This is a genomic window from Streptomyces sp. NRRL S-118 (assembly GCF_000716335.1).
Lineage (GTDB): Bacteria > Actinomycetota > Actinomycetes > Streptomycetales > Streptomycetaceae > Streptomyces.
Window position 1 is genome coordinate 291,811 of sequence record NZ_KL591003.1, and the last position, 8,296, is coordinate 300,106.

6 protein-coding genes are annotated in these 8,296 nt (G+C 74.0%); 4 read left to right on the forward strand and 2 right to left on the reverse strand.

The window, feature by feature from the left end; translation table 11 throughout:
• Window positions 1-76: 76 nt before the first annotated feature.
• Entirely contained in the window at window positions 77-2,512 is a 2,436-nt protein-coding gene (locus IH00_RS0108005; RefSeq protein ID WP_031071087.1) for a right-handed parallel beta-helix repeat-containing protein, read from the forward strand.
• On the opposite strand, the gene IH00_RS0108010 is transcribed toward IH00_RS0108005, so the two are convergent.
• The gene (locus tag IH00_RS0108010; RefSeq protein ID WP_031071088.1) at window positions 2,482-4,851 is read right to left on the reverse strand and encodes a hypothetical protein; all 2,370 of its coding nucleotides are present in this window, start codon (window positions 4,849-4,851) and stop codon (window positions 2,482-2,484) included. The genes IH00_RS0108005 and IH00_RS0108010 overlap by 31 nt on opposite strands.
• Before the next feature lie 195 nt (window positions 4,852-5,046).
• On the opposite strand from IH00_RS0108010, the gene IH00_RS0108015 reads away from it, so the two are divergent.
• Both IH00_RS0108015 and IH00_RS0108020 read left to right on the forward strand, forming a co-directional pair.
• The gene (locus tag IH00_RS0108015; RefSeq protein WP_031071090.1) at window positions 5,047-5,874 is read left to right on the forward strand and encodes a DeoR/GlpR family DNA-binding transcription regulator; all 828 of its coding nucleotides are present in this window, start codon (window positions 5,047-5,049) and stop codon (window positions 5,872-5,874) included.
• A 9-nt stretch (window positions 5,875-5,883) separates the two neighbouring features.
• Window positions 5,884-6,351: an SRPBCC family protein gene (locus tag IH00_RS0108020; protein WP_031071092.1), complete on the forward strand. Its 468-nt coding sequence runs from the start codon at window positions 5,884-5,886 to the stop codon at window positions 6,349-6,351.
• Between the two features lie 140 nt (window positions 6,352-6,491).
• On the opposite strand, the gene IH00_RS0108025 is transcribed toward IH00_RS0108020, so the two are convergent.
• Complete coding sequence (locus IH00_RS0108025; RefSeq protein WP_031071094.1) at window positions 6,492-7,625, reverse strand: L-cysteine desulfhydrase Cds1; 1,134 nt, start codon at window positions 7,623-7,625, stop codon at window positions 6,492-6,494.
• A gap of 190 nt (window positions 7,626-7,815) precedes the next feature.
• On the opposite strand from IH00_RS0108025, the gene IH00_RS0108030 reads away from it, so the two are divergent.
• Window positions 7,816-8,142: a hypothetical protein gene (locus IH00_RS0108030; RefSeq protein WP_031071096.1), complete on the forward strand. Its 327-nt coding sequence runs from the start codon at window positions 7,816-7,818 to the stop codon at window positions 8,140-8,142.
• Window positions 8,143-8,296: the final 154 nt, after the last annotated feature.

Consider the following 8,296-nt stretch of genomic DNA (forward strand, 5'->3'; position numbering starts at 1 on the left):
CGGCCCTCGCCGCGCGCGCTACGGTGGTGCGACCGTTAGGGGAGCGACACGACGAGGTGGGGGGCTCAGCAGCACCATGGCACAGGGCACGGTCCAGGTGACGCACACCGGCACATCGCGGTGGCGGCGCCGCACGGGCGAGTACGCCTCTCTCGCCGCGGCCCTGGAGGCCGCCGGCGACGGCGACGTCCTGACCATCGCCCCCGGTACGTACCGGGAGAACCTGGTCCTGCGGCGGGCGGTCACCCTGCGCGGTGCGGACGGCGCGGCGGGTGCCGTACGGATCGCCCCGGCCGACGGCGTACCGCTGACCGTGCGCGCCTCGGCCACCGTGCAGGATCTGTACGTGGAGGGCCAGGACACCGCGGCGCCCGCGCTGCTGGTCGAGGACGGCACTCCGGAACTGCTGGACCTGCGGATCGTGACCCGCTCGGCGTCCGGGCTGGAGGTGCGCGGCGCCGCGCGGCCCACCGTACGGCGCTGCACCGTGGACAATCCGGCGGGGGTCGGGATCGGCGTACTGGACGGCGCGGGCGGCGTGTTCGAGGAGTGCGAGGTGGTCTCCGCCGGGCAGTCGGGCGTCACCGTGCGCGGCGGCGCGCACCCACGGCTGGAGCAGTGCCGCGTCCACCACACCGGCGGCGCGGGCTTCTCCGTGACCGGCGAGGGCAGCGGCCTGGAGGCGATCGGCTGCGAGGTGTACGAGACCAAGGGCAGCGGTGTCCAGGTCAGTTCGCGGGCCGCCGCGCACCTGACCGACTCGCAGGTGCACCGCACGTCGGCCGACGGCATCACCCTCGACACGGACGCGGTGCTGACGCTCTCCGACTGCGACATCCACGACGTCCCGGAGAACGCCGTGGACCTGCGTTCGCGTGCCGTCCTGACGCTGACGCGCTCGACGGTGCGGCGCTTCGGGCGCAACGGTCTGTCGGTGTGGGACCCGGGCACCCGGGTCGACGCCAATCAGTGCGAGATCCACGACAGCACCGGTGACTACCCGGCGGTGTGGGTCTCCGACGGTGCGACGGCCGTCCTGGACGCGTGCCGGGTGCACGACGTGCCCGACGCGCTGTTCGTGCTCGACCGCGGCTCGCGCGTGGACGTGGTGGACAGCGATCTGGGCCAGGTGCGCAACACGGCCGTCTCGGTCAGCGACGGCGCCACCGCACAGCTCGACGACTGCCGCATCCGGGAGGCGTCGACCGGTGCCTGGTTCCGGGACCACGGCAGCGGCGGCACACTCAACGGCTGCACCATGGACGCCGTGCAGACCGGCGTCATCGTCACCAAGGGCGCCGACCCGACCGTGGAGCGGTGCACCGTCATCTCCCCCGCCGAGGCCGGGTTCTACGTCTCCGCGGAGGGCCGCGGCACGTTCCACGGCTGCCGGGTGACGGGCAGCGGCGGGTACGGCTTCCACGTCATGGACGGTTGCCGTACGACGCTGAGACGGTGCCGCACGGAGCGGTGCGCGCGCGGCGGGTACGAGTTCGGCGAGGACCGTCCCGTGATGGAGGACTGCACCAGCGACGAGAGCGGCCTCACCGCCGCACACGCGCCCTCCGTTCCGGCCGCGACCGCCGCGGGCGTCGTGACGGCGACGCAGCCGGCCGGCGGGCTGCTGGGGTCCGTCCCGGCGCAGGCACCGGACCGGACACCCGCCGCGGCCGGCGGAGCGGCGCCCGCGGGGGCCCCGGCACGCGGCTCGCAGGAGGTCCTGGGCGAACTGGACGCCCTGGTGGGCCTCGACAGCGTCAAGCGGGAGGTCCGCACCCTCACCAACATGATCGAGGTCGGCCGCAAACGCCAGGAGGCCGGGCTCAAGGCCGCGTCCGTACGCCGCCACCTGGTCTTCACCGGCTCCCCCGGCACCGGCAAGACGACCGTCGCCCGGCTGTACGGCGAGATCCTCGCCTCCCTCGGGGTGCTGGAGCGCGGTCACCTGGTCGAGGTGTCCCGGGTGGACCTGGTCGGCGAGCACATCGGATCCACCGCCATCCGTACCCAGGAGGCGTTCGACCGGGCGCGCGGCGGGGTGCTGTTCATCGACGAGGCGTACGCGCTGGCCCCCGAGGACTCCGGGCGGGACTTCGGGCGCGAGGCGATCGACACGCTGGTGAAGCTGATGGAGGACCACCGGGACGCGGTGGTGGTGATCGTCGCCGGCTACACCGCGGAGATGGAGCGGTTCCTGACCGTCAACCCAGGTGTGGCATCCCGCTTCTCGCGGACCATCGCCTTCCCCGACTACGCGCCGGCCGAGCTGGTGCGGATCGTCGAGCAGCAGGCGGAGGAGCACGAGTACCGGCTCGGCACGGGAACGGGCGAGGCGCTGCTGAAGTACTTCACGGAGCTGCCCAAGGGGCCCGGCTTCGGCAACGGCCGCACCGCGCGGCAGACGTTCGAGTCCATGGTGGAGCGGCACGCGGGCCGGGTCGCGGAGCTCACCGAGGTGAGCACCGACGACCTGAGCCTGCTCTATCCGGAGGACCTGCCCGAGCTGCCGTAGGGTTCCGTCTCCGTACGCTGCTGCGGGAGCGGCAGCGGCAGGGCGGGCGGCAGCCGGTCGAGCAGGACCGCCCGTTCCTTGGCGAACACCGGGTCGGCCTGGTACTCGGAGTGGCCCAGGACCGGCTCGGGCAGCGGGTGTTCGTGGGTGCGGCCGTACGCCACCGGGTCCCGCAGCGCCAAGTGGTCGACCTCGGGCTTGTCGCCCTCCGCGGGGAGGTTCACCGGGCCGCCTATCGGGTCGGTGCGGCGCCACAGGTTGCGCCAGCAGTGCAGCTCCCGGTGGAGGGCGGCCAGGGGCCCGGGGCCGAAGTAGGCGGGGAACCACCGGCCGTACAGCCGCTCCAGGGGTGATCCGTAGGTGAGCAGGGCGACGCGGCATCGTGTGGCGGCGGGGAGCTGCCAGACGGCGGCCGCGGCGAGCACGCTGCCCTGCGAGTGGCCGGAGATGACCAGACGGCCGCCGGTGCGGCCCGTCCAGGACGACATCCGCCAGGCCAGGTCCGGCACGGCGCGCTCGGCGTAGCAGGGCGGGGCGAACGGGTGGGCGGCGCGCGGCCAGAAGGTGCCGACGTCCCACAGGATGCCGATGGTGCGCCGGGCGGAGGCGTCCTTGTAGGCGCGCCGTCCCCAGGTGACGAACAGTATGAAGCCGAACCCGACCAGCCAGGAGCCGAGGGCCTGAGCGGACTCGGCCACGCCCTCGACGAGCGGGTGCGTCCCGGCGAACGCCTTGCCGGGCACGGTGCCGCTCGCCCTGGAGCCGGCGACGGCGAGCGCGCCCAGCAGCAGTGTGGCGCCGGAGACCAGGCCGACGATGCCGGGAGCCGCGTCGGTGAGCGCGGCCCGTGCCCGGACCGCGGCGATGCGGCGGCTGCGGACGGGGTCGGGCCGCTCGCCGTCGTACTCGCCCTCCACGACGGGGACGAGCCGGCGGGCGGTGAGCGCGGTGCGCAGCGCGAGGAGCAGCACCGGGACGAGCAGCAGGAGCAGCAGGACGGGGATCACGGACGCCTGCCAGCTCAGCAGCACGGGCGGGCCGACGATGGGGCCCTGTCCGGTGCCGGGCGTCGCGGGCCCGTCCAGCCAGTCGGCGACGCGCTGGGCGATCCCGCCGGTCATCACGCCGCCGAGTGCGCAGGCGAGCATGGCGACGGCCGGGCCGCCGAGCCCGTACAGGACGGTACGGGTGTGCGGCGCGCGGCGGTGCAGGCGCAGGGCGACGGCGGCGAGGGCCACCACGAGGATTCCCTGGGCCAGGACGATGAAGCTGAAGGTGGTGTCGCCGGGGAGGGTGCCGGTGGAGCGCCATCCGGGGCGGGACCAGCCGGCGTACAGCAGGGCGAGGGCGAGGAGCGCGAGGGACCCGCCGGGCAGCCAGGTGACCAGGACGCCGTCGAGGCGGTGGTCGAGCCGCCGCTCGCTGCGGCCGCGGCGGCACACCACCGTGACCACGACCACCGCGCCGAGCAGCAGGGCCCCTTCGACGGCCCAGCCGAGGATCTCGCGGGTGGTGCTCGCGGCGCCGCGGTCGTGGCGGGCCGCGGCGCCGCCGACCGCGGCGGCGACGGTGAGGAATCCGGCGGCGGTGTGCGCTGCGCGCAGCCGGGCGACGAGCCGGCGGCCGTACCAGAAGCCGGGGCGGCCGAGGGCGGGGCGCGGCCGGAGGCCCGGTGTGCCGTCGCCGTCCTGTTCGCCGCGGGGCGGGCGCTGGGCCTCGTACGCGCTCCAGGTGCGGTTGGACAGGTACCACAGCAGCCCGACGAGCGCGGCGGGCAGCAGCGCGGCGAGCGCGAGGCGGCGGCCCGGCTGCGACCACCAGCCGCCCTGGGAGACGGACAGGAAGCCCAGCCAGGAACGCTCGTCGGCGCAGCGCACGGAGCCGGCGCACTGCCAGGCCGCCAGGTCCAGCGCGACCTCGCAGGCGGCGGCGGTGAGCAGTACGGTGAGGCTGAGGGCGACCAGGCGGACGAGCACGCCGTAGAGCCGGACCGCGGCGGCCTGCCCCTCGGCCGGGGGACGCATCCAGTGCGCCAGGTTGACGACCATGAAGGGCAGGAGCAGCAGCCACAGGGCGCGTGATCCGTTGCCGGAGGTCAGGTTGCACCAGCAGTACGCCTCCTGGACCGGGCCGTGGCGGAACCGCTCGGGTTCGTTCTCGGCGTACCGGTCGGCGGCGCGCCGGTGGATGGCGGCGGTCTCGTCACCGGTGACGCGGACGGTGCGGGGGTCGTCGAGCATGTCCGCAGGGGTGGTTCCGCCGACGCCGTGGACGAGGAGTTCGAGCGCGGCACCGGGGGCCGGTCCGGCGGGCTCCGTCTCCGGGGTGGCAGGGGGCACTTCGGGCTCGCTCTCTGCGGGACGGGGAGGGGTGGCGGTGCGGGGTGGTGGCGGTGCGCTGCACCAGGATCGTCCATCGGGGCCGCGCCGCGCAGGTCCCTCACGCAATCTCCCCGCCGTCCCGGGCGGGGCGGCCCGTGGCAGGATGAGGGGCCTTGCCAGCCTGTCGACGACCTGGAAGGACCGGCCCCTGCGGTGAGCGACAACCACAACCTCCTCGCGGAGCAGCGGCGCGCCTTGATCCTGGACGAGGTGAGGCGGCGCGGCGGGGTGCGGGTCAACGAACTCACCCGCCGGCTGAACGTGTCCGACATGACCGTGCGCCGGGATCTGGACGCGCTCGCGCGCCAGGGCGTCCTCGCCAAGGTGCACGGCGGCGCGGTGCCGGTGGCGGAGGCGAGTACCCACGAGCCGGGCTTCGAGGCGAAGTCCTCGCTGGAGCAGAGCGCGAAGGAGGACATCGCGCGGGCGGCCGCCGTGATGGTGGGGCCGGGCAGCGCGGTCGCCCTGTCGGGCGGTACGACCACGTACGTCCTGGCACAGCACCTGCTGGACGTACCGGACCTGACGGTGGTGACCAACTCGGTGCGGGTGGCCGACGTGTTCCACGCGGCGCAGCAGACCGCGCCGGGCGGCGCGGCGCGGCCGGGCGCGGCGACGGTGGTCCTCACCGGCGGAGTGCGTACGCCGTCGGACGCGCTGGTCGGTCCGGTGGCGGACCAGGCGATCCGCTCGCTCCACTTCGACGTGCTGTTCCTCGGCGTGCACGGCATCTCGGTGGAGGCGGGGCTGTCCACGCCGAACCTCGCCGAGGCCGAGACGAACCGCCGTCTGGTCCACTCCGCGCGGCGCGTCGTGGTGGTCGCGGACCACACCAAGTGGGGCACGGTCGGCCTGAGTTCCTTCGCCCGGCTGGACGAGGTCGACCACCTGGTGACGGACCCGGGCCTCTCTCCTCAGGCCCGCGCCGAGATGGCGGAGCACCTGCCGGGGCTGATCGTGGCGGGCGAGGACGAGGCATAGGGGCGCTCCATGGGTGTGTTCCGGGTCGAGCGGGAAACGCCGGCGGGGGTCGCGGAGGCGTGGCGGCGGGTGACGGACTGGCGGGCGCACGCGCGGCTCGTGCCGTTGACGCGGGTCACGGCGGCGACGGCCGGGGAGACCCGGGCCGGGAGCCGCTTCACCGCGCGGACGGGGGTGGGGCGGTTCGGGTTCGACGACCCGATGGAGGTCGTGCGCTGGGAACCGCCGGTGGCCGGCCGGGCGGCGGGCCGCTGCCGGCTGGAGAAGCGCGGCCGGGTGGTCACCGGGTGGGCCGAGATCGCCGTGCGGGAGACGGCGGCGGGCGGGACGCGGGTGACGTGGACGGAGGAGGTGCGGCTGCGCGGGCTGCCGCGGGCGTGCGACGCGCTGCTCGCACGGGCCGGGCGACTGGTCTTCGGGCGGGCGCTGGCCGGTCTGCTCCGCGAGCGTACGGGGAGCGGCGGGGCAAGTCTCTGACGGATCGTCAGTTGCGGTGGTCTGCGGTGGCCACCGGTTGCGGCTCGTCCGGCTCGATGAGCCGGTGACGACTCACGAGCCGGTCCGGCGCGGTCGGCGGTGAGGGTGCGGCGGGTGGGCCCGCGCGTGGGGCGGCAGGGTCAGTCGGGCCAGGCGCCGGTGCGCAGGAACTCGTCGATGGTGGCGCTGTACGGGGTGATGTCCAGGCCCTGTTCGGCCAGCCAGTCGTCGGAGTAGTACTTGTCCAGATAGCGCTCGCCGGGGTCGCAGATCAGCGTGACGACGCTGCCGGTGCGCCCCTGTGCCACCATCTCGGCGACGATCTTCAACGCGCTCCACAGGCCGGTGCCCGTGGAACCCCCGGCCTTGCGCCCGATGGCGTTCTCCAGGGCGCGTACGGCGGCGACGCTCGCCGCGTCGGGCACCTTCATCATGCGGTCGACGGCGCCGGGCACGAAGCTGGGTTCCATCCGGGGCCGGCCGATGCCCTCGATCCGGGAGCCGCAGTCGCTGGAGGCCAGCGCGTTGCCGGTGGTCCACCCCTCGAAGAAACAGGAGTTCTCCGGGTCGGGAACGCAGATACGGGTGTCGAACTGCATGTAGTGCACGTAGCGGGCGATGGTCGCCGACGTGCCGCCCGTGCCGGCGGTGGCGACGATCCAGGCGGGTTCCGGGTAGCGCTCCAGGCGCAGTTGCTGGTAGATCGACTCGGCGATGTTGTTGTTGCCGCGCCAGTCGGTGGCGCGCTCCGCGTACGTGAACTGGTCCATGTAGTGGCCGCCGGTCTGCACGGCGAGCGCCGCGGCCTCCTCGTACATCTTGCGCGAGTCGTCGACGAAGTGGCACCGGCCGCCCTGGAATTCGATGAGCCGGATCTTCTCGGGGCTGGTGGTGCGCGGCATGACGGCGATGAACGGCACGCCGACGAGACTCGCGAAGTACGCCTCGGAGACGGCGGTGGAGCCGCTGGAGGCCTCGATGACGGGCTTGCCGGGGCGGATCCATCCGTTGCACAGGCCGTAGAGGAACAGCGAGCGCGCCAGGCGGTGCTTGAGGCTGCCGGTGGGGTGGGTGGACTCGTCCTTCAGGTAGAGGTCGATGCCCCACTGCTCGGGCAGCGGGAAGCGCAGGAGGTGCGTGTCGGCGGACCGGTTGGCGTCGGCCTGGACCTTGCGTACGGCGTCCTTCAGCCAGGACCGGTACTCGGGGTCGCTGCGGTCCACATCGATGGTTCCGGCCGCACCGGCCGGCTCAGCTTGCTCAACGGTGCTCACGCGTGCCACTCCTCGTCTTCCGCCACTGCTGCCCCTTCCTTGAACATACCCTCCTCACCTGCGCAAACGATGACTTTGATGCCCTATAGGGCGAGCTTGGGGACCGTGCTCCCTACGCGCCCTGGTGTACGGGCGGGTCGTTGTGCAGACTGACCGGACCGGCAATCCGCGCGAAGGGGGCGGCAGAGTCATGGCGGAGCCTGATTTCAGCGCCACGGGCGTACGCATCGAGCGGTGGCCGCGTTCGCTGACGAGGGCGGGCGAGGTCCTGATCAAGGACGGCAAGCTGGCCCTGCTGACCAGCTACGGGCGGGTGATCGACAGTGCGCCGGTGCGCGCCGTCCGGGCGGGCAGGCCGTGGTTCGCGGGCCGGGACGGAGCCACGGTGGCCACGCTCAACGGCCACCGGTACCGGCTCACCATGGGGCAGCGCAGCCGCAGGCCGGACAGCACCGCGACAGCGCTCGCCGGGCGTTTCCTGGAGGCTGTCCGCAGGGCGGGCTCCGGTCGCGGCTGACGCGGCCGGACGGGCGGACGGGCGGCCCGGCGCCGGGGAGCCCGTGTACGAGCACGGGCACGTGCACGAGTACGAGCCGTGTACCGAGCACGGGCACGTGTACGAGTGCGAGCCCGTGTACGAGTGCGAGCCCGTGTACGAGTGCGAGCCCGTG

Bases quoted from the DNA above. Each gene is read 5' to 3' on its own strand.
- IH00_RS0108005 (WP_031071087.1), top strand. From the start codon at position 77: ATGGCACAGGGCACGGTCCAGGTGACGCACACCGGCACATCGCGGTGG.
- IH00_RS0108030 (WP_031071096.1), top strand. From the start codon at position 7,816: ATGGCGGAGCCTGATTTCAGCGCCACGGGCGTACGCATCGAGCGGTGG.
- IH00_RS0108020 (WP_031071092.1), top strand. From the start codon at position 5,884: ATGGGTGTGTTCCGGGTCGAGCGGGAAACGCCGGCGGGGGTCGCGGAG.